This is a genomic window from Actinomadura viridis, assembly GCF_015751755.1.
GTDB lineage: Bacteria > Actinomycetota > Actinomycetes > Streptosporangiales > Streptosporangiaceae > Spirillospora > Spirillospora viridis.
In genome coordinates, this window is sequence record NZ_JADOUA010000001.1 from 3,460,758 (window position 1) to 3,481,638 (window position 20,881).

Consider the following 20,881-nt stretch of genomic DNA (forward strand, 5'->3'; position numbering starts at 1 on the left):
TGCGGTTCCCGGAAAGCAAACGGGAATCCTGTTTTTGATAAGTGAATTGGCCTGACGGCCTGGACGAGTTTGCCGCCCCTGGTTTGTGGGGGGTGTGCGTGGTTCGTTCGGTGGTTATGGCGAAGGGGAAACACCCGGTCCCATCCCGAACCCGGTAGTTAAGCCCTTCAGCGCCGATGGTACTGCATGGGAGACTGTGTGGGAGAGTAGGACGCCGCCGGACTCATATTGGGGGAGGCCCCGCCATTCGTGGCGGGGCCTTCTTCATTTCCACCCCTTTCTCGCTGCGGTGAAATGCAGGATCTGTCCTGCTTGTTCATGATTTGTCAGTGTGAGGGAGGAAGTCTTTACTCCTCCCTAGTGATGCGTCGATGACATCAACGGTACGAACACCTCGCATCCGGCATTCGCGCCCCTTGAGGCGGCGGCCATCGCCTCGGAGCGGAGTGCCGGTCCTGGACCTGGCATTTCCTAGCGAGGGAGCGCTTCGATGTTGTCGTCTCGTCCATCGGCCCCTGGGCGGCGTCGCCGGCTGGTCGTCTGGCTCGTGCTGCTCTGCGACGCGGGACTGCTGCTCGTGTCCCCGCAGGCTCGAGCGGACTCGAACCGGAGCGGCGTCGTCCGGGCACTGGACGAGAGCGCTCATCCGCTCCGTTCCACGGCGCCCGCCGGCGGTTTCCGGGACCTGCGGCCGCTGGGACGCATGATCAAGGGTGCCGAGGTCGTCGGGCTCGGCGAAGCCACGCACAACTCGCACGAGTTCTTCACCATGAAGCACCGGGTCTTTCGCTACCTGGTGAAGAAGAAGGGCTTTCGTACCTTCGCGCTGGAAGTCGGATGGGGCTCCGGGCTCCGCCTCAACGACTACGTCCTCCACGGCAAGGGCGATCTGCGGCGTATCATGCGCGAGGAGTTCCGGGACGACTACATCCTCTGGAACAGCCGCGAGTACCTCGCGCTGCTCCGGTGGATGCGTGCCTACAACCAGCGGCATCGTGACAAGCTCCATTTCATCGGCGATGACAGCGTGTATCCGCACCGGCTGCTCTTCCAGGACGTGTTCGGATACGTGCGGCAGCAACGGCCCGCGCTGCTCCCGCGTTTCGTCCGGTTGTACGACGGCCTGCGGCCCGCCACCAAGGACCTCGGGGCCTGGCGGGCGGCCTACCTGAAGCGTCCGCGGAAGGAACGGCTGCGCCTCGCCGCCCAAGCCGACCAGGCCCTCAGGCTGCTGCGCACGCTGCGAAAGGGCGTGAACCCCAGGAAGTATCGGTTGGTGGAACAGAACGCCAGGGTGCTCGCCCAGGTCGCCCGCCTCAACTCGTGGAATCCCGGCGATCCGGAACAGCTGCCCCGGGCGCTGCAGTACCGGGATCGTTCGATGGCGAGGAATGTGGACTGGTGGCGCGGCTACACCGGGGAACGGATCCTGCTGTCGGCGCACAACGGGCACATCGGCTACCAGAGCGGAAACGTCCGGCTCTATCCCAAGCCCCAGGGGGCCTTCCTCCGGGATCGGCTCGGCCGCCGCTATGTCAACGTGGGCTTCACCTTCTACCGGGGCTCGTTCAACGCCCATGACCTGAAAGACCCGCGGCAGCGGCTGCGGAAGTTCACCCTGGGGCCGCCTCCGGCCGGACACCCCGAGCGCGTGCTCGATCGCGTGCACTTCCGTGACTTCTTCGTCGACCTGAGAACCGTGCCCCGGCCCGCCCGCGGATGGCTGGACGTGGAACGTCCGATCCGGAGCATCGGCGCGGCCTATCCGGTGGCCGACGACAGGACCCGGCTGCGGCGGACCTACGACGTCCTGATCCACCTGCACCGGATTCAGGCGACGCGGCTGCTGCCTCCCGCACGGGGCGAGGTGCTGGGCCGGACGCAGGGCCGCGGTCCGAGCGGGCTGCTCGGGCTTCGGCGGGAAGGAGCGGCCGGGCGCGGAGGGAAGCCGTACGCCGCGAAGGGGGAGTAGGGCGTCAGGGAGATGCTGTGCCCTCGGTGGTCAGGAAGGCGGCGATGTCGGCCGCGATGGCGGGGTAGTCCTCGGAGAACCAGATCATGTGGCTTTCCGCGCGGCTGGTGACGAGGCGTGCCCCGGGAATGGTGCCCGCGAGGGCCTCGGCCTGGGCGTACGCGACGGCGCCGTCGTCGGGCGAGGCGATGATCAGTGTGGGCTGGGTGACCTGGGCGGCCCGCCGTGCCCGCTCGTCCCCGCCGTCCCGTCCCGGCCCGGCCGCCTTCATGTGACGCAGGTCGGTCCGGAAACCGGAGCCCGAACGCATGCGGGTGAACAGTTCGAGCAGTGCGGCCCGATGCGTCTCGTCCAGACCGGCCAGGACCGGGCCGACGGGACGAGCGGTCAGGTCGCGCAGCAGTAGCCGCAGGCCAGCCTGGGGCGCGCGGCGCATCAGGGCGTGGGTCAGGGCCCAGGTGGCCGCTTCCGTGCGCGGCGCGAAGAGCAGGTTGCCGGCCAGCCGCGTACGGCGGCCGGGCCAGGGCAGGAAGCCGACCGCGCTCTCCAGGATGAGGCGCCGTACCAGCCCGGGGTGGCGGGCGGCCAGCGCGATCGCGGTCGGCCCGCCGGCCGACTGGCCGACCACCGCGGCGACCTCCGCGATCGAGAGCCGCCCGCACAGTTCGGCGATCACGTCGGCGAAACCGTCGGGGGAGGTCCCGGTCGTCACCGGGGTACGGCCGTAGCCCGGCCGGGAGAGCGCCAGGACCGAGAACCCGGCCTTGGCGAACACCTCCTCGCCCAAGGGAAGGCCGGCCCGCATGTGCCCGCCGTGGAGCATCACCACGGTGCCCGGACCGTGCCGCTCCAGCCGGTACTCCACGCTGCCCGCCGTCAGGTCGGCCACCCGGGTCGGCCGTCCGGCCCCATGCGCCGTGGTCATCGCCAGGCTCCTTTCACCCCCCGGTGAGGCCGGTGCGCGCATGGCGGTCGCCTCCCACGCGGGTGGCCCCGCGGCGGGCCACGGTGGCCGCGCGGACAGAGGCCCGGAACGCCGGGGGACGATCATGGTAGCCGGGTACGGCACCGATCACCCGTCCTGTCGTCGCCGGGTACGGGCGGCCTGTCACGCCGCCGCCCGCCGCCCGCGTCCGCCGCCCGCCGTCCGCGTCCGCCGTCCGCTGGCCACGGCCCGCGGCCCGCGGCCCGCGGCCAGGGCGGTCACTGGCCTCCCGGACGCGGGTCCGCGTGCCGTTCGGCCTTCCAGCGGTCGATCAGGGCGGGCAGTTCGCGGAACATGAAGCCGTAGAAGTCGCGCATCTCGGCCAGGCGCCGGGCGGCGGGGGTGTCCGGGCCGGCGGCCTCGATGCCCTCGTCGGCGGCCTTGAAGAGGGTCCGCACCATCCCGTTCTGCGTCGACATCAGTGTGGCCCAGGCCCCCTCGCGCAGCCGGTAGTGCTCGCGGCGGCTGCCCGGCGCGGGGGCGCGCTCGATCAGGCCGACGGTGGAGAGCATCTTGATCGCGCCCGACACCGACCCGGAGCTGATGGCCAGCCACTCGGCCAGCTCGGGGGCGGTGACGCTGTCGGTGTCGGCGAACAGGAACGCCGCCAGCACGCGTGCCGTCGCCTTCTGCAGGCCGCCCTGGACCAGGATCAGTGCCATCTTCTCGGCAGCTTCGGCGGTGTCCGCCAAGGTCTTCCCCCCTGTGACGCGTCCTCCGGACATCCTAACCAATCTGAATCTTCAGAAATTTCTGAAAGTTTTGATAGAGTCGGGGATGTGACGACGGCGATCGAGCTCACCGGGCTCACCAAGACCTATGGCGGCCGGCGCGGCCTGGCCGGACTGACCCTGCGGGTGGAGGCCGGGGAGGTGTTCGGCTATCTGGGCCCCAACGGGGCGGGCAAGTCCACCACCATCCGGTTGCTGCTGGACCTGATCCGCCCGACCTCCGGCACCGCCCGCGTGCTGGGCCTCGATCCGCGCGCCGACGCGGTCGGGCTGCACCGCCGGATCGGCTACCTGGCGGGGGACTTCGTGGTGGACGGGCGGCAGCGGGCCGGTGAGTGCCTGGCCTTCCTCGCCGACCTGCGCGGGGGCGTCCCCGCGTCCCGGATCACCGGGCTGGCCGACCGGCTGGAGCTGGACCTCACCGCCAGGATCAGGAGCCTCTCCAAGGGGAACCGGCAGAAGGTCGGACTGGTCCAGGCGTTCATGCACGAGCCCGAGCTGCTCATCCTGGACGAGCCCACCTCGGGACTGGATCCGCTGGTGCAGCAGACCTTCCTGGACATGGTCGCCGAGGCCCGGGAGGCCGGGCGGACGGTGTTCATGTCCAGCCACATCATGAGCGAGGTCGAGGCGGTCGCCGACCGCGTCGGCATCATCCGGGAGGGCCGCCTGGTCGCGCTCGACACCGTCGCGAACCTGCGCGCCCGTTCCTCCCTCCAGGTGCGCATCACCTTCGCCGCCCCGGTCCGGCCGGAGCCGTTCGCCGCCCTGCCCGCCGTCGCCGACGTGACCGTCGACCCCGCCGGGACCACGCTGGCCTGCCGCGTCGAAGGCAGCCCCGACGCGCTGGTCAAGGCCGCGGCCGAGCACACGGTGACCGGGCTGAGCGCCGGCGCGCAGGATCTGGACGAGCTCTTCCGCGGCTTCTACACGGGCGAGCACGGCTCCGGCCCTGCCGCCTGACCCCCACGTCGGCCCCCTACGCCGCCTGACCTCCCACGCAGCCCGACCCCACTCACGACGCGACCATGAACGGCAGCGATATGACCACCGCCCTCGCCGGCACCTCCGGCATCGCCCGCGCCCTGAGCGGCTCGGTCTTCACGAAGACCCTGTACGACAACCGGCGCGTCTTCACCGTCTGGGCCCTGGCCACCGGCCTGCTGGCGATGATGTACGCGAGCTTCTACCCGCAGCTGTCCGCCGACTCCGTCGCCTCGGTGCCCGAGGCGATGCGGGGCTTCGGCCTGGACGACGTCTCCACCGCCGCCGGCTACCTGCAGGGCGCCGTCTTCGGCCTGCTGGTGCCGCTGCTGGCGGTCTTCTACGGGGCCGCCACCGGAGCCCGCATGATCTCCGCGGACGAGGAGAGCGGGTATTTGGACCTGCTGCTGGCCCATCCTGTCGGGCGCACCCGCCTGCTGCTGGGCCGGTTCGCAGCCCTGGCGGCCGGTGCCGCCGCGATCGCGGCCGTCGTGCTGGCGGCGATGCTCGCCGTCCGGGGCGGCGCCGGGCTCGACGGGATCGGCGCCGGGGCCTTCGCCGCCCAGGCCCTGAACGTGGCCCTGCTGGCCGTCGTGTTCGGGGCCCTGGCCACCGGTCTGGGCGCCGCCGCCGGCCTGGGCCGCGCCACCGTCTTCGGTGTCACCGCCGGTCTCGGTGTCGCCGCGTACGCCCTGCACGGCTTCGCTCCTCAGATCGGTGCCGGCTGGGCCCGGCGCCTCACGCCGTTCCACTACTACATCGGCGGTGAACCGCTGAAGAACGGCTTCGACGCCGGTCACGTGGCCGTCCTGGCCGCCGCCGCGGCCCTCCTGGTCGCCGCGGGGGCGTGGAGGCTGAGCCGCCGCGACCTCGGCCGCTGAGGGGTGCCGAGGGGTACGGCAGGGCGGTCAGGGGGCCTCGGCGCGGTGGAGGGTGAGGTCGAGGGTGGCGGCCCACTGCCGGAGGAGGCGGGATCGCCGGGCGGAGTCGTCGGTCAGCAGGTCGGCGAGGCCGAGGCCGCGGACGAGATCGAGGGTGGCCTGCACGCTCTCCCGTACCCCGGAGACGCTCTCGTCGGCGCCCAGGGCCTCCACCGCGAGACGGTGGGCCTCGCGCCCGACCCTGGCCTCGAGCGGGACGACCCGGGCGCGCAGCTGCGCGTCGGAGCCGGCCGCCACCCACAGCTGGAGGGCGGCCCGGAACAGCGGGCTGGTGTACATCTCGCCGAGAAGGGTCAGGACCTCCAGCGTGGAGGGGCGCCGGCCGGCGAGGGCGGACAGGTGCTCGCGCATCTGCGCGGTGCGGACCTCGCTGCCGTACTCGACGGCCGCGGTCACCAGTTCCTCGCGGGTGCGGAAGTGGTGCTGCGCGGCTCCGCGTGAGACGCCGGCGCGCTCGGCGACGACGGCGACGGTCGTCCCCGCCCACCCGTTGGAGGCGAGGCAGTCGATGGCGGCTTCCAGCAGCCGGCCCCGGGTGGCGCGGCTGCGGTCCTGCTGGGGCTCGCGGGGGACTGCCTGCGTGGTCATCTCTTCCTCGGTTCGGCGGTACGTCCAGTCAACCAAAGACGGAGCCCGAAGAACAATCATGCGTGATTGATTTTTTCGGGACCGGCTGGCAGGGTGCAGCACATGACATCGACGCCCCGGCCGTTGAGGATCGGCAATGCCTCGGGGTTCTACGGCGACCGCTTCTCCGCGGTGCGGGAGATGCTCGAGGCCGGCCCGCTGGACGTGCTGACCGGTGACTACCTCGCCGAGCTGACCATGCTGATCCTCGGCCGGGGGAGGATGAAGGATCCGCGCGCCGGGTACGCGACCACCTTCCTGCGGCAGATGGAGGAGTGCCTGGGGCTGGCCGCCGAGCGCGGCACCACGATCGTCACCAACGCGGGCGGGCTCAACCCGGGCGGCCTGGCCGAACGGCTGCGGGAGCTGGCCGGGCGGCTCGGCATCGACGTGCGGATCGCCCATGTCGAGGGTGACGACCTGCTGCCGCGTGCCGGGGAGCTGGGGCTGGCGCACCCGCGCCACGGCCGGCCGCTGACGGCCAACGCCTACCTGGGCGCCTGGGGGATCGTCGAGTGCCTCCGGGCGGGCGCCGACATCGTGGTGACCGGCCGGGTGACCGACGCCTCCCTGGTGGCCGGACCCGCCGCCGCCCATTTCGGCTGGGCCCGGGACGACTGGGACGCCCTGGCCGGCGCGACCGTGGCGGGGCACGTCCTGGAGTGCGGCGCGCAGGCCACCGGCGGCAACTTCGCCTTCTTCCAGGAGGTCCACGACGTCCGGGCGCCGGCCCCGGCGGGCTTCCCCATCGCCGAGATCCACGCGGACGGTTCCAGCGTCATCACCAAGCACGAGGGCACCGGCGGCGCCGTCACCGTGGAGACCGTGACGGCCCAGCTGCTGTACGAGATCGGCGGGCCCGCGTACGCCGGTCCCGACGTGACGACCCGGTTCGACACGATCCGGCTGCGCGCGGAGGGACCTGACCGGGTCGGCGTCAGCGGGACGAGGGGGGAGCCGCCGCCGGCGACCACCAAGGTCTGCCTCAACCACCTCGGCGGGCACCGCAACGAGATGACGTTCGTCCTCACCGGGCTCGACATCGAGGCGAAGGCGGCCTTCGCCCGCGCCCAGCTGGAGGCGGCCCTCGGCGACGACCTTCCGGAGAAGGCCGAGTGGACGCTGATCGGCGGGCCCGGCCCCGACCCGGCGACGCAGGGGGAGGCGACGGCCCTGCTGCGCTGCGCCGTCCTGGACCCCGATCCGGACAGGGTGGGGCGGGCCTTCAGCGGCGCGGTCGTCGAGCTGGCGCTGGCGGGATATCCGGGCTTCACCATGACCTCCCCGCCCGGGAAGGGCGGCCCGTACGGCGTGTACACCCCGGCGTTCGTGCCCAACGAGGAGATCGAGCACGTCGCCGTCCTGCCCGACGGCTCCCGCCGCGTGATCGGCGCCGTGCCCGCGCGGGCCGCCGAGACGCACGAGGGCTCCAGCGAGGGCTCCAGCGAGGGCTCCGGCGAGGGCTCCGGCGGCGGCCCCGGCGAGGGCTCCGGCCCGCCGGGCGCGGTCGAGCCGGAGGAGGGGGCGGCTCCCCGCGACCCGTGGCGGGACGTCCCGCACGTACGGGTCCCGCTCGGCCGGATCGCGGGGGCGCGCAGCGGCGACAAGGGAGGCGACGCCAACATCGGCGTCTGGGCCCGTACCGGGGAGCAGTGGCGCTGGCTCGCGGAGTTCCTCACCGTGGAACGGTTCGCCGCCCTCCTCCCCGAGACCCGCGATCTCACGGTCACCCGCCACGCCCTGCCCGGCCTCCGCGCCGTCAACTTCGTCGTCGAAGGGCTGCTGCAGGAGGGCGTCTCGGCGTCGACCCGGTTCGATCCGCAGGGCAAGGCCCTCGGCGAATGGCTGCGGGCCCGCCTCGTCGACGTGCCGGAGACGCTGCTGTGACCGGTTCCGCCATCACCCCGACGGGCCCCACCCAGGAGGGAATCCCTTGGCCCTGAAGAGCACCCTGGACACCCGCGGCCCCGAGTACCGGGAACGCCGCGCGGCCATGCTGGCCAAGCTGGCCGATCTGGAGGCCGAGCACGCGAAGGTCCTGCTGGGCGGCGGGGAGAAGTACCTCGACCGCCACCGCCGGCGCGGCAAGCTGCTCGTCCGCGAGCGCATCGAGCTGCTGCTCGATCCCGACTCGCCGTTCCTGGAGCTGAGCCCGCTGGCCGCCTGGGGCAGCGATTTCCAGGTCGGCGCCAGCATCGTCACCGGGATCGGGGTGGTCGAGGGCGTGGAGTGCATGATCGTCGCCAACGACCCCACCGTGCGGGGCGGGTCCAGCAACCCGTGGACGGTCAAGAAGAGCTTCCGGGCCTCCGACATCGCGCTGGAGAACCGGCTGCCCGTGATCAACCTGGTCGAGTCCGGCGGCGCCGACCTGCCCACCCAGAAGGAGATCTTCATTCCGGGCGGGCGGATGTTCCGGGACCTCACCAGGCTGTCGGCCGCCGGGATCCCGACGATCGCCCTGGTCTTCGGCAACTCCACCGCCGGCGGCGCCTACATCCCCGGCATGTGCGACCACGTCGTCATGGTCAAGGAGCGCGCCAAGGTGTTCCTGGGCGGGCCGCCGCTGGTGAAGATGGCCACCGGCGAGGAGGCCGGCGACGAGGAGCTGGGCGGCGCGGAGATGCACGCCCGCGTGTCCGGGCTGGCCGACCACATGGCCGTGGACGAGGCCGACGCGTTGCGGCTGGGACGGCGGATCGTCGCCCGGCTCAACCACCGCAGGGCGGGCCCGGCGCCCGCCGCCGCCCGGGAGCCCCTGTACGACGCGGAGGAACTGGCGGGGATCGTCCCCGAGGATCTGAAGATCCCGTTCGACCCCCGCGAGGTCATCGCCCGTGTCGTCGACGCCTCCGAGTTCGACGAGTTCAAGCCGCTGTACGGGACGAGCCTGGTCACCGGCTGGGCCCGGCTGCACGGCTACCCGATCGGCGTCCTGGCCAACGCGCGGGGCGTGCTGTTCAGCGAGGAGGCGCAGAAGGCGGCGCAGTTCATCCAGCTCGCGAACCGGGCCGACACTCCGCTGCTGTTCCTGCACAACACCACCGGCTACATGGTCGGCAAGGAGTACGAGCAGGCGGGGATCATCAAGCACGGCGCCCTCATGATCAACGCGGTGGCCAACAGCCGGGTGCCGCACCTGTCGATCATCATGGGCGCCTCGTACGGGGCGGGGAACTACGGGATGTGCGGCCGGGCGTACGACCCCCGCTTCCTGTTCACCTGGCCGAGCGCCAAATCGGCCGTGATGGGCCCGCAGCAGCTGGCCGGGGTGCTGTCGATCGTGGCCCGGCAGGCGGCCGAGGCCCGCGGCCAGGCCTACGACGAGGACCAGGACCGCGCGATGCGGGAGATGGTGGAGAACCAGATCGAGGCCGAGTCGCTGCCGTACTTCCTGTCCGGGCGGCTGTACGACGACGGGGTGATCGACCCCCGCGACACCCGTACCGTGCTGGGGATGTGCCTGTCGGCCGTCCACAACGCCCCCGTCCGCGGCGCCGAGGGCGGCTTCGGCGTCTTCCGGATGTGACCCGAGCCTGTGAGCGAAGAGCTGATGATCAACAAACTGCTGGTGGCCAACCGGGGCGAGATCGCCCGCCGCGTCTTCCGGACCTGCCGGGACATGGGGATCGGGACGGTCGCGGTGTTCTCCGACGCCGACGCCGAGGGCCCGCACGCCGCCGAGGCGGACGCGGCCGTGCGGCTGCCCGGTGCCGCGCCCGCCGACACCTACCTGCGCGGTGACCTGCTCATCGCCGCCGCGCGGAGCGCCGGAGCCGACGCGGTCCATCCGGGGTACGGGTTCCTGTCGGAGAACGCCGCGTTCGCCCGCGCGGTCATCGATGCCGGGCTCGTCTGGGTCGGGCCGCCGCCGGAGGCCGTCGAGGCGATGGGCTCGAAGATCGAGGCCAAGAAGCTGATGGCGCGGGCGGGCGTGCCGGTGCTGCCCGAGCTGGACCCGGACGCCGTCACCGAGGCGGACCTGCCCATCCTCGTGAAGGCGTCGGCCGGCGGGGGCGGGCGCGGCATGCGGGTCGTCCGCTCCCTCGCCGAACTGCCGGACGCGGTGGCCGCCGCCCGCCGCGAGGCCGAGTCGGCGTTCGGCGATCCGGCGGTGTTCTGCGAGCCGCTGCTGGAGCGCGCCCGGCACGTGGAGGTGCAGCTCCTGGCCGACGCCCATGGGACGGGGTGGGCGCTCGGCGAGCGGGACTGCTCGGTCCAGCGCCGCCACCAGAAGATCATCGAGGAGGCGCCGTCGCCGGCGGTGGACACCGCGCTGCGCGACCGGCTCTGCCGCGCGGCGGTGGACGCGGCCAAGGCCATCGGCTACGTCGGGGCGGGCACGGTCGAGTTCATGCTCGCCGAGGACGGCCGCTTCTTCTTCCTGGAGGTCAACACGCGCCTCCAGGTCGAGCATCCGGTCACCGAATGCCTCTACGGCCTCGACCTGGTCCGGCTGCAGATCGAGGTGGCCGAGGGGGCGCGGCTGCCGTCCGCCCCTCCCGCGCCGCGCGGGCACGCCATCGAGGTCCGCCTGTACGCCGAGGACCCCGCGGCCGGCTGGCGGCCGTCCGGGGGGACGCTGCACGCGTTCGAGATCCCGGGCGTGGACGCGCGGTTCCGGGTGCCGCCGGAGTACGGCCTGCGCCTCGACAGCGGGGTCGAGAACGGCACCGAGGTGGGCGTCCACTACGACCCGATGCTGGCCAAGGTCATCGCCTGGGCCCCCACGCGCGGGGCCGCCGCCCGGCGCCTGCGCGCCGCCCTGGGCGGCGCGCGCGTCCACGGCCTCGCCACGAACCGGGACCTCCTGGCGCGCGTCCTGGCGGAGCCGGCGTTCCTCGGCGGCCACGCCACCACCGGCTACCTCGACGAGGTCGGCCTGGACGTCCTGGCGGCGCCGCTCGCCGGCGGGGACGCCGTGCGGCTGTCGGCGCTGGCGGCCGCGCTGGCCGACGCCGCGGCCAACAGGGCGGCGGCACCGGTCCTGGCCGGGCTGCCGTCCGGGTGGCGCAACCTCCCGTCCCAGCCGCAGCGCAAGTCGTACGAGGCGCCGGACGGCGGCACGGTCGAGGTCGCCTACCGCCTCACCCGGGGCGGCGCGCTGCGCGCCGAGGGCCACGACGGGGTCGAACTGGTCGCGGCGTCACCGGGGTCGGTCACCCTCGGCGTGGCGGGCGTCCGGTACGGCTTCGAGGTGCGGCGCGTCCCGGACGGCACGGGCCAGGGCGGCACGGGCCAGGGCGGTGGCCCGCGGGCGGCCGAGGTGTACGTCGACTCTCCCCTCGGATCCGTGGCGCTGCGCGCGCTGCCCCGCTTCGCCGACCCCAGCGACCTGGTCGCCCCCGGCTCCCTGCTGGCCCCCATGCCGGGCACCGTCGTACGGGTGGAGACCGAGGAGGGCGCGGCCGTCACCGAGGGCCAGGTCCTCCTCGTTCTCGAGGCCATGAAGATGGAGCACCGCATCGCCGCGCCCGCCGGCGGGACGGTGGCCGAGCTGAACGTCGCCGCGGGCCGTCAGGTCGAGGCCGGCGCCGTGCTCGCCGTCATCGCCGCCCCCTCCACCCCCGAAGGGAACCCCCAGTGAGCTTCATCGAGAGCGAGGAGCGGCGGGCGCTGCGCGCCGCCGTCGCCGGCCTCGGCGCGAAGTACGGCCCCGACTACTACGTGGCCAAGGCCAAGTCCGGGCAGAAGACCGACGAGCTGTGGGCCGAGGCCGGCCGGCTCGGCTACCTGGGCGTCAACGTCCCCGAGGAGTACGGGGGCGGGGGCGGCGGCATCGGCGACCTCGCGGCGGTCTGCGAGGAGCTGGCCGCGGCGGGATGCCCGCTGCTGCTCATGGTCGTCTCCCCGGCCATCTGCGCCACGATCATCGCCCGTTCCGGCACCCCGGAGCAGCGCGAGCGGTGGCTGCCCCGGTTCGCCGACGGCTCGGTGAAGATGGCCTTCGCCATCACCGAGCCCGACGCCGGGTCCAACTCCCACCGCATCACCACCACCGCCCGGCGCGACGGCGACGGCTGGCTCCTGACCGGCCAGAAGACCTTCATCTCCGGCGTGGACGAGGCGGACGCGGTGCTGGTCGTCAGCCGTACCGAGGACCAGAAGGGCAACCTGCGGCCGTCGCTGTTCATCGTGCCGACGGAGGTGCCCGGCTTCACCTGGACGCCGATCGAGATGGAGATCGTGTCGCCGGAGAAGCAGTTCGTCTGCCACCTGGACGAGGTGCGGCTGCCCTACGACGCCCTGGTCGGCGACGAGGACGGCGGGCTGCTGCAGCTGTTCGCCGGTCTCAACCCCGAGCGGATCATGGCGGCGGCGATGGGCGCGGGCATCGGCCGGCTGGCGCTGGGCAAGGCGACCGCCTACGCCAGGGACCGCCAGGTCTTCCGGACCCCGATCGGCGCGCACCAGGGGCTGGCGCACCCGCTCGCCGCCGCCAAGATCGAGCTGGAGCTGGCCCGGCTGATGGGGCAGAAGGCGGCCTGGCTGTACGACGCGGGCGACGACACGGGCGCCGGGGAGGCCGCCAACATGGCCAAGTACGCGACCGCCGAGGCCGCCATCCACTGCGTCGACCAGGCCATCCAGACCCACGGCGGGAACGGGCTGACCACCGAGTACGGCGTGGGCATGCTCGCCGGGGTGGTGCGGCTCATGCGGATCGCCCCGGTCAGCCGGGAGATGATCCTCAACTACGTCGCCCAGCACTCCCTCGGCCTGCCCAAGTCGTACTGACCGCCCGGGAGCGGCCGGCGCCGCGGAAGTTTCTCAGGAGAGGGCCGCGGTGGCGGCGGTCAGGACTGCTTGGCGTAGTTGTAGACGGTGCTCCGGGAGACCCCGAGCAGGTCGGCGATGGTCTCGGTGGAACTCCTGGAGGCGAAGTAGCCGTCACGGTGCAGCTGCCTGACGAGGTCCTTCTTGGCGGCACGGCCGAGTGCTCGCGGGGTGGCGGCCCGTTCGGCGGCGAACGCCTCGATGACCTCACGCAACTCCCGCGCCGTGCGGTCCGCCAGGGTCTCCAGGGTCTCGCCTCGGTGCTCGACCTCGGTCGCCACCAGGTTGGCCAGGGTGAGCGTCATGGGGGAGAGGTTCGACACGTCGAGGTTCAGGCAGAGTGCCGCGACGTAGCGGCCCTCGGCGTTCTTGATCCCGATCGACGTGCTCTTGACCGGACGGCCGTCCGGGAACTGGTTGGGGTAGTTCTGGATCACGCTGGGGTAGCCCGGGTCCGCGATCCGGCGGAGCCCCAGCTCGGTGGCGGAGTCGCCCACCTTGCGTCCGGACAGGTTGTTCTCGATGGCGCGGATTGCGTGCTCGGGCCGGCGCAGGTCGTGGAGGACCACTTCGCAGAGCCCGGGGAACATGCGTCCGATCGCGATCGCGATCTTCTCGGCTTCGAGTAGAAGGTGCTCGTCGGGGTCCTCGGGGCTCACGCGCGGCTCCCCTCGTCCGGATCGATGTCGCTGCCGAACAACGTGGCCATCTTCTCCGCGGACTTGAGTCCGGCGCCGGTGAGGACGACCACGGTGGTCTGGTCGGGGCCGATCGTGCCGTCGGCCAGGAAATGGTCGAGGGCCGCCGCGGCGACGCCGCTGGTCGGCTCGGCGTACAGACCGCGCGAGGCCAGCCTGCGTACGGCCGCACGGATCTGGTCCTCGGTCACCGCCACCGCCGCACCGCCCGAGCGGCGGATCGCCTGGACGGTCTCCGGGAGCCGGACCGGGGTGGCGATGGAGGCTCCCTCCGCGATCGTCGGCACACGCGGTCCCCGGCTTCGCGGATCGATCCCGTTCACGGCGTCCGCGATGGTGGCCCAGTGTTCGGGCTGGCCGACCAGAAGCCTGGGGCGCCGGTCGATCTGGCGCGCCTCGAGCAGCTCGCTGAACGCGATGTCACAGCCGAGGATGTTGCTGCCCGCGCCCGCGACGAGCACGACGTTGTCAGGCGCCCTGAACCCGAGCGACTCCCACATCTCGTAGGCGATCGTCTTGGTGCCCTGCAGAAAGAACGGATGCCAGTTGTGGCTGGCGTACGGGATCTGCTCGGACTGCCGGATCGCCTCGTCGGACACCTGGTCCCGGGTGCCCTCGACGAGTTCGATCCGAGCGCCGTACGCGCGTGCCTGGAGGATCTTGGCGGCCGACGTCGCCGCGGGGACGATGATCTTGGCGCGGATCCCGGCGGCGGCCGCGTAAGCGGCGACCGAGGAGCCGCCGTTCCCGGAGCTGTCCTCGAGGACGCGCGTCTCTCCCTGCCCGCGCAGATGGGAGATCATCACCGCGACGCCGCGGTCCTTGAAGCTGGAGGTGGGGTTGAACCACTCGAGCTTGAAGTGGACGCGCAGCCCGTTCCAGTCCAGCGGCAACATGGGGGTGCAGCCCTCACCGAGACTCACCCTGTGTCGAGGGGGTACCGGGATCGCGGCCTGGTAGCGCCAAAGGGAGCGTTCGCTCGTGTCGATCCGATCGGGCGTGAGCCCTGGCATCGGGCTGAGTGCGAGAGGCGTCCCGTCCTCACCGCGCCAGCGCCGGTCGGTGACCGCGTAACGCCGGCCGGACCTGTCGTAGAGGAACGGGCGGTCGAAGCTGGTGCTGCTGTCGTCCATCTAGGTGGTGGGACCCTTCGGCACATGGTTCCCCCCTGAGGGGACGCCAGATGAGTGGTAGAGGCATGTGGGACTTAGATAGAGATTGTAAAAATGCAAGAAGATTCTAAGCAAGCGACACTGCGGACTCTCGCCCCGGCACGTCGTGAGCCCGGCGCGCGGACCGGTCTAGAGCAGCCGGTCGATCTGCGCGTCGAGCGGGTCGGGCGCCGTCAGCCGGTTGTCGACGGCGTCGTGCGGGACGGGCGGCGGCTCGTCCGGGCGCATCCGGGCGAGGAACGCGCCGAAGGCGGCCAGCTTGCCGGCGTCGCGGGGCGAGCCGCGCGAGACCAGCCGGTGCCGCAGCGTCTCGGCGTCGGTACGGATCCACACCAGCCGCACCGGCGGCCCGCCCAGGCCGTCCACCCACTCCGCCCAGCGCTCCGGCGAGCGGATCTGGCCGGTGAACGGGCCGCTCAGCAGGACCGGGCAGCCGTTGGCGCGGATCTCGCGGGCGGTGGCGGTCATGCCCGCGTACTCGTGCCGCTTGATGTGCTCGTCGTACCAGGGGCCCTCCCGCTCGCCCGGGTCGCGGCCGTGGGAGGTTAGCGTCGCCGCGACGAACGGGCCGTACATGGTGTCCTTGTCGAGCAGAGCGGGCGCGGGCCGGAGCCGGTCGAGCAGCAGCCGCGACACCGTGGTCTTGCCGCCGCCCGGCGGCCCGGCGACCACCCACACCGTGCCCTGGCTCATGCCGGGATGCGCAGGCGCCGGGTGGCGAGCCGCTCGATGCGCGCCAGGTCGATCTCGTGGCCGAGCCCCGGCTGGGTGTAGGGGACGCCCACCACCCCGCCCGTCGACCGCACCGGCGGGGAGACGAAGGCCGGGCCGCCCGCCGGGTCGGACACCTCGCTGGGCAGCGTCACGCCGGGCAGCGCCGCCAGCGCCACCGCGGCGGCCTGCCCGATGCCGAACGAGCCCGTCCCCGTGCACCAGACGTCCCAGCCCGCGGCGTAGGCCAGGTCGTGCGCGCTGCGGGCCGCGGTCAGCCCGCCCATGCGGGCGGCGCTCAGGTCGAGCACCCGCCCCGCCTCGCCCGAGATCGCCGCGTCCAGCGTGTCCAGGTCGCCGACGGCCGGGGCCACCGCGGCGCCGATCCGGCGCTGCAGCCGCGCGTGCGCGGCCAGGTCGTCGGCCGGGAACGGCCGCTCGATCGCCAGCAGCCCGTAGCCGTCCAGCCCTTCCAGGACGGCGAGGTGCTCGGGGGTCTCGCGGTAGGAGTGCCCGGCGTCGGCGACCACCGCCAGGGCCGGGTAGGCCTGACGGACGGCCCGCACCGGCTCGATGTCCCAGCCGGGCCGGACGGCCATGGTGACACGGGTGTGCCCGGCGCCCACGACCTGGTTGACCCTGGTCACCACGGTCTCCAGCAGCGGCTCGGGGCCGATCCTGGAGCCGGTCACGATGGACGTGCGGGTGCCGCCGAGGGCGTGCGCGAGCGGCAGTCCCCTGGCCCGGCACCACAGGTCCCAGCAGGCCATGTCGATCGCGGCGGCGGCAGCGGGGCAGCCGAGCTCGGCCGCCGCCGACACGTCCTCGGGGCGTTCCAGGTCGAGCCCGATCAGCGCCGGGCCCATGCGCTCCTCGATGTCGGCCCAGACCGGTTCGGGATCGGCGGCCGAGAGGGCGGCCTCGCCCCATCCGACGGCGTCGTCGCGGCCGGTCAGCCGTACCAGGACGCTCTCCGGCCGCCGTCCGCGCGGCATCGCCACCCGGAAGGCATCGCAGCCGTGGATCTGGGGCACCCGGTCCCGCCCTTCACGTTCGGAGTTCGCTCTCCTTCCATGATCCCCCTTCGTGGGACCAGCGAAGACATCCGCACGCCCGATCGAGCGGGCGGGCCGGGGCGGTCACGGCCGGCGGGAGGGGCGGAGGCGGCGCAGGGGCCGCTTCTCGTAGCCGCCCTCGGCGAGGCCGGCGAGCCGTTCGAAGGGGTTGTAGGAGGCGTGGTCGCCGCTCAGCGCCAGCGACGCCCCGGCGCACAGCAGGTACGCCGGGATCATGACGGGGCCCAGGCAGAAGGCGTACTGCGCCGCGTGGCGGCCCTCGTGCCGCAGCAGCGCGGGACGGCCGAGGAGGCCCTCGGGCTCCCCGCGTACCAGGATCACATCGCCCACGGTGAAGGCGGACGCGACCGGCAGGGGGAGGCGGTAGCCGCCGGCGATCAGCAGGCCGCCGGGGCCGCGCAGCGTCCGCCGCGGCCGGCGGGTGCCGGCGGCGGCCAGCAGGAGGCCCAGCGGCGTCGAGAGGTTGAGGAGGTTGACGGCCCGGCGGAGGCGGTGCGCGCGCCTCACCTCAGCTGGGGCAGGCTTCGTCCAGGGAGACCGGGTTGGTCGGCGTCCTGGTCGAGCCGGGGGAGGGGGCGCCGGTCACCGGCCGGGTGCCGCCCTCGGTGGGCGACGCCGTGGGGGAGGCCGAGGGGGACGCGGACGGCGAGGACTTCGCGCGGTCGGCCGTGACGGCCTTGTCGGCCAGCTTGCGGATCAGCGCGAAGTCGGGGTTGCCGGTGTGGATCAGCGGCGGCACGAACTGCAGGCTGTCGATCTGGGCGCCGTCCTTGACCTTGGTGGACAGCGCGAAGAACGCCGGGAGCAGCTCCTGGGGGATGTCGGTGGAGATCGCGTGCTTGGTGGCGGTGGCCAGGCGGTCGAACTTGGTCAGCACCGTCTGCGGGTCGGCCTGCTTGGCGATGGCCCGCAGCAGGCACTTCTGGCGGCCCATGCGGGTGTAGTCGTCGCTGGCGGTGCGGGAACGGCCGTACCAGAGCGCCTCCTTGCCCTTCAGGACCCGGTCGCCCGGCTGGAGGACGTCGCCCCGGAGGCCGTAGGGGATCGGGGAGGTGATCTTGACCCGGACCCCGCCCATCGCGTCGATGATGTCGGCGAACCCGAACATGTCGACCAGGATGTAGTAGTCGACCGGCTGGTCGAGGATGCCGCTGATCGTGGCCTTGAGCAGCTCGGGGCCGCGCCGGTTCTTGTGCGCGCCCGGCACCAGGTCGGGGTGGTCCTCGGCGTACTGGTAGACCTCGTTGAGCAGGCCGGGGGTGCCGGCGCCGTCCCCGGTGAAGCCGTAGGGGAACCGGTCCCGCGCGGGACCGGGGGGCATCGGGAAGCTCTCCAGGTTGCGCGGCAGGCTCAGCAGGACGGTGTCGCCGGTCTTGGTGTCGATGCTGGCCAGCGTCATGCTGTCGGTGCGCACGCCCTGCCGGTTGGAGGCGGCGTCGCCGCCCAGCAGCAGCACGTTGACGCGGGACTGCCCGTTCCAGGGGTCCTTGGCGTCGACCGGGCGGCCGTTGCCGCCGCCGGTCTTGAAGATGCTGGTGAGCGCGTCCCGGTAGAGGTAGGTGCTGTAGGCGCCCCAGGAGACCGGCACCGCCACGGCGAAGCAGAGCACCGCCACCGCGACCGTGCCCGCCGTGCTCGCGCCGAGCGACAGCCCTCCGGGGCGGACGAGCTGGTACGAGCGGATGACCACGGTGACCCACAGCAGGCCCAGGACCAGGATTCCGGCGGCGATGCCCGACAGCCAGTCCGGCTTGACGGCCAGCTCCACGATGTCCACCCTGAAGAAGGTGGCGGCCACGGCCCCGGCCGCGGCGAGGAGGACGAAACAACCCAGCAGGGCCCCGCCCGCCAGGCGGCGCCCGGTCACCAGGTGCGCCACGCCCCAGACCAGCGCGGAGGCCAGCGTCAGCGCAAGGGCGCGGAGCAGGCCGGGTTCGGCATCGCCGCTCCGGGCACGCCGGTCGGCCGATCGACTCGCCATGTACGCTCCGATCCCCCACACGCGGTCAAATGAGGCCCCGCCTCAATGTATGGACGCGCAAAGGCGTCCGGGAGTTGCCCGCCGGCCGGGCGGACGCCCGGCGGTCTGCGCCGCCGTATCGTCGGCCGGCGGCCCGGGACCGGCCGGGGACGCCCGGTTCCGCCGCCGGAGACCAGGGCGGACCCGGGCTCTGGACGGACCGCGCGGCCGGGGGCCGCGCATCGTCCGGTGGCCGGGATCCCCCGGCGATACTAGCGGCGGGGCGAACCGCCGCGTGATGATCTTTGCGATCTTGGCGGGTCCGGACAGTTCGATCAACGGGGACAGCGGGTCAGGGGCCGCGGTGCCGGCGGCGGCTCACCAGCTGCTCGACAGCGGCATCCCCTCGGCGTAGCCGGCCGAGCTCTGGACCCCGACGGTCGCCCGCTCGTGGAACTCCTCCAGCGTCCGCGCGCCCGCGTAGGTGCAGGAGCTGCGCAGCCCCGCCACGATCGAGTCGATCAGGTCCTCCACGCCGGGCCGCTCCGGGTCCAGGAACATCCGCGAGGTGGAGATCCCCTCCTCGAACAGCGCCTTGCGGGCCCGTTCGAACGGGGAGTCCTCGGCCGTGCGGAGCCGGACCGCCCGCGCCGAGGCCATGCCGAAGCTCTCCTTGTAGAGCCGGCCGTCGGCGGCGCGCTGCAGGTCGCCCGGCGACTCGAAGGTCCCGGCGAACCAGGACCCCACCATCACGTTGGACGCCCCGGCGGCCAGCGCCAGGGCCACGTCCCGGGGATGGCGGACCCCGCCGTCGGCCCACACGTGCCGGCCGAGCCGCCGCGCCTCGGCGGCGCACTCCAGCACCGCGGAGAACTGCGGGCGGCCGACCCCGGTCATCATCCGGGTCGTGCACATCGCGCCCGGCCCCACACCGACCTTGACGATGTCCGCGCCCGCCTCGATCAGGTCGCGGGTGCCCTCGGCGGTGACCACGTTCCCCGCGGCGACCGGGACGGTGGGGCCGATCGCGCGCACCGCCGCGAGCGCGGCGAGCATCTTCTCCTGGTGCCCGTGCGCGGTGTCCACCACCAGGAGGTCGGCGCCGGCCTCGACCAGGGCCTCGGCCTTGCCCGCCACGTCGCCGTTCACGCCGACGGCCGCCGCCACCCGGAACCGCCCGGACGCGTCCACGGCCGGGGTGTAGAGGGTGGCGCGCAGCGCCCCGGTGCGGGTGAGGATGCCGGCCAGCCGCCCGTCGGCGCCGACGACCGGGGCGAGGCGGTGGCCGCGCTCGTGCAGCCGGTCGAACGCCTCGCGCGGGTCCACCCCGTAGGGAAGCGTCACCAGGTCGCGGGACATGATGTCGCGCACCTGGGCGAACCGGTCCACCCCGTGGCAGTCGGCCTCCGTGACCACGCCGACGGGACGGCCGTCCTCGACCACGATCACCGCTCCGTGCGCCCGCTTGGGCAGCAGCGCCAGCGCCTCGCCGGCGGTGGCGTCCGGGGAGAGCCGGATCGGGGTGTCGTACACCGGGTGGCGCCGCTTGACCCAGCCGATCACGTCGGCGACGACCTCGACCGGGATGTCCTGCGGGATCACCGCGAGCGCTCCGCGGCGCGCCGCCGTCTCGGCCATCCGGCGCCCCGAGACGGCCGTCATGTTGGCCACCACGAGCGGGAGCGTGGTGCCGCTGCCGTCGACGGTGGACAGGTCCACCTCCAGCCGGGACCCGACCGCCGAACGGCGGGGGACCATGAACACGTCGTTGTAGGTGAGGTCGTGGGCGGATTCGTCACCGTTCAGCAGGCGCACGGGCGTACTACACACCAATCGCGGTCGGGAGAGGGCGGGCCACCGTACATTCTCATCCATACCCCTCGATGCGTGGACCAAGCGCCCGGCCGGGCCGGGCCGGGGGCCACGGACACGGTCAGGGCGGGGCTTCCCCGAGGTGACGAAGAGGTGGCGGGGAGGTGCCTTTCGCCAACGATCCGGCCGCCGTGCGCATAACCATGGATAGCGCCGGGACATGGTGGGTTCCAGTGCAACGTGAGGTTTAGCTCTCTGTAAAGTTACCTCTTGACGATCCTGCGCCCGCGATGCAGTTTTCTTACATGTGCCTCGCGCGGACCACCGCCCCCCGTAGGAGGCGTCACAGCAGAACACCGGGAGTCGCGCATGCCTGTCACGCTCGTGAACCCGGTGCGCCGCGCCCGCCCGCGCCGCGCCGCGCCCGTCCGGGGC

The 20,881-nt window shown here is 73.0% G+C and carries 17 protein-coding genes and 1 rRNA gene; 8 read left to right on the plus strand and 10 right to left on the minus strand.

All coding sequences use genetic code 11. The features are described 5' to 3' along the window. Positions 1–106 precede the first annotated feature (106 nt). Both rrf and IW256_RS15620 read left to right on the plus strand, forming a co-directional pair. Positions 107–223: ribosomal RNA gene (gene rrf / locus IW256_RS15615) — 5S ribosomal RNA — on the plus strand. 267 nt (positions 224–490) lie between these two features. Next, the gene (locus IW256_RS15620) at positions 491–1,972 is read left to right on the plus strand and encodes an erythromycin esterase family protein (protein ID WP_197011671.1); all 1,482 of its coding nucleotides are present in this window, start codon (positions 491–493) and stop codon (positions 1,970–1,972) included. A 4-nt stretch (positions 1,973–1,976) separates the two neighbouring features. On the opposite strand, the gene IW256_RS15625 is transcribed toward IW256_RS15620, so the two are convergent. After that, on the minus strand, positions 1,977–2,897 hold the full coding sequence (locus IW256_RS15625; protein ID WP_197011672.1) for an alpha/beta fold hydrolase: 921 nt from the start codon (positions 2,895–2,897) through the stop codon (positions 1,977–1,979). Positions 2,898–3,175: 278 nt separating this feature from the next. Next, positions 3,176–3,619, minus strand: a complete 444-nt coding sequence (locus tag IW256_RS15630) for a GbsR/MarR family transcriptional regulator (protein WP_197011673.1) — start codon at positions 3,617–3,619, stop codon at positions 3,176–3,178. A gap of 117 nt (positions 3,620–3,736) precedes the next feature. Between IW256_RS15630 and IW256_RS15635 the strand changes: the two genes are divergently transcribed. Next, positions 3,737–4,651, plus strand: coding sequence for an ABC transporter ATP-binding protein (locus IW256_RS15635; protein WP_197011674.1), 915 nt, complete (start codon positions 3,737–3,739; stop codon positions 4,649–4,651). Between the two features lie 65 nt (positions 4,652–4,716). Next, positions 4,717–5,553 (plus strand): ABC transporter permease subunit, encoded by an 837-nt coding sequence (locus IW256_RS15640; protein WP_231403798.1) that lies wholly within the window; start codon positions 4,717–4,719, stop codon positions 5,551–5,553. A gap of 27 nt (positions 5,554–5,580) precedes the next feature. On the opposite strand, the gene IW256_RS15645 is transcribed toward IW256_RS15640, so the two are convergent. After that, complete coding sequence (locus IW256_RS15645) at positions 5,581–6,201, minus strand: TetR/AcrR family transcriptional regulator (RefSeq protein WP_197011675.1); 621 nt, start codon at positions 6,199–6,201, stop codon at positions 5,581–5,583. A gap of 102 nt (positions 6,202–6,303) precedes the next feature. On the opposite strand from IW256_RS15645, the gene IW256_RS15650 reads away from it, so the two are divergent. From IW256_RS15650 to IW256_RS15665, 4 genes are all read left to right on the plus strand, one after another. Then, positions 6,304–8,127: an acyclic terpene utilization AtuA family protein gene (locus IW256_RS15650; RefSeq protein ID WP_197011676.1), complete on the plus strand. Its 1,824-nt coding sequence runs from the start codon at positions 6,304–6,306 to the stop codon at positions 8,125–8,127. 106 nt (positions 8,128–8,233) lie between these two features. Next, on the plus strand, positions 8,234–9,769 hold the full coding sequence (locus IW256_RS15655; protein WP_197016333.1) for an acyl-CoA carboxylase subunit beta: 1,536 nt from the start codon (positions 8,234–8,236) through the stop codon (positions 9,767–9,769). A gap of 24 nt (positions 9,770–9,793) precedes the next feature. After that, a complete protein-coding gene (locus IW256_RS15660; protein WP_197016334.1) occupies positions 9,794–11,827 on the plus strand; it encodes an ATP-binding protein in 2,034 nt (677 codons plus the stop codon). After that, positions 11,824–12,978 (plus strand): acyl-CoA dehydrogenase family protein, encoded by a 1,155-nt coding sequence (locus tag IW256_RS15665; protein WP_197011677.1) that lies wholly within the window; start codon positions 11,824–11,826, stop codon positions 12,976–12,978. The genes IW256_RS15660 and IW256_RS15665 overlap by 4 nt, the downstream gene beginning before the upstream one ends. Positions 12,979–13,037: 59 nt before the next feature. Here IW256_RS15665 and IW256_RS42725 read toward each other — a convergent pair whose 3' ends face one another. From IW256_RS42725 to IW256_RS15700, 7 genes are all read right to left on the minus strand, one after another. Further along, a complete protein-coding gene (locus IW256_RS42725; RefSeq protein ID WP_197011678.1) occupies positions 13,038–13,676 on the minus strand; it encodes a helix-turn-helix transcriptional regulator in 639 nt (212 codons plus the stop codon). Then, complete coding sequence (locus IW256_RS15675) at positions 13,673–14,848, minus strand: threonine synthase (RefSeq protein WP_197011679.1); 1,176 nt, start codon at positions 14,846–14,848, stop codon at positions 13,673–13,675. The genes IW256_RS42725 and IW256_RS15675 overlap by 4 nt, the downstream gene beginning before the upstream one ends. 168 nt (positions 14,849–15,016) lie before the next feature. Next, a complete protein-coding gene (locus IW256_RS15680; RefSeq protein WP_197011680.1) occupies positions 15,017–15,580 on the minus strand; it encodes a P-loop nucleotide/nucleoside kinase family protein in 564 nt (187 codons plus the stop codon). After that, positions 15,577–16,632 (minus strand): enolase C-terminal domain-like protein, encoded by a 1,056-nt coding sequence (locus IW256_RS15685; RefSeq protein ID WP_197011681.1) that lies wholly within the window; start codon positions 16,630–16,632, stop codon positions 15,577–15,579. Before IW256_RS15685 ends, IW256_RS15680 begins: the two co-directional genes overlap by 4 nt. A 105-nt stretch (positions 16,633–16,737) precedes the next feature. Then, positions 16,738–17,181, minus strand: coding sequence for a hypothetical protein (locus tag IW256_RS15690; RefSeq protein ID WP_197011682.1), 444 nt, complete (start codon positions 17,179–17,181; stop codon positions 16,738–16,740). 1 nt (position 17,182) lies between these two features. After that, positions 17,183–18,655 carry an LCP family protein gene (locus IW256_RS15695; RefSeq protein ID WP_197011683.1) on the minus strand — a complete coding sequence of 491 codons (1,473 nt, stop codon included), beginning with the start codon at positions 18,653–18,655 and terminating at the stop codon, positions 17,183–17,185. A gap of 357 nt (positions 18,656–19,012) precedes the next feature. Continuing rightward, on the minus strand, positions 19,013–20,449 hold the full coding sequence (locus IW256_RS15700) for a GuaB1 family IMP dehydrogenase-related protein (protein WP_307828903.1): 1,437 nt from the start codon (positions 20,447–20,449) through the stop codon (positions 19,013–19,015). Positions 20,450–20,881 lie beyond the last annotated feature (432 nt).